The 234-nt window shown below is 67.5% G+C and carries 1 pseudogene; it reads left to right on the top strand.

Features of this window, described 5'->3' with window-relative positions:
• Window positions 1–234, top strand: a pseudogene (locus KZZ07_RS27465) (elongation factor P); the annotation flags it as partial.

The following is a 234-nucleotide window of genomic DNA, read 5'->3' as shown; positions in this document are numbered from 1 at the left end:
CCGAGCGCTACCGGACCACCGAGCAGGTCGAGCGCGCCTTCGTGGAGGATCGCGAGCACACCTTCCTCTACAGCGACGGCGAGGGGTTCCACTTCATGAACCCCGAGAACTACGAGCAGATCGCGGTGCCGGAGGACGTGGTCGGCGACGCCGCCCCGTATCTCCAGGAGGGCATGGCGGTGATGCTCTCCGTCCATAACGGCGTCCCGCTGACCATCGAGCTGCCCCAGCGCG

Origin of the sequence: Mameliella sp. CS4 (assembly GCF_019392335.1) — a bacterium.
GTDB lineage: Bacteria > Pseudomonadota > Alphaproteobacteria > Rhodobacterales > Rhodobacteraceae > Antarctobacter.
This window is presented reverse-complemented; position numbering and strand designations above follow the sequence as displayed.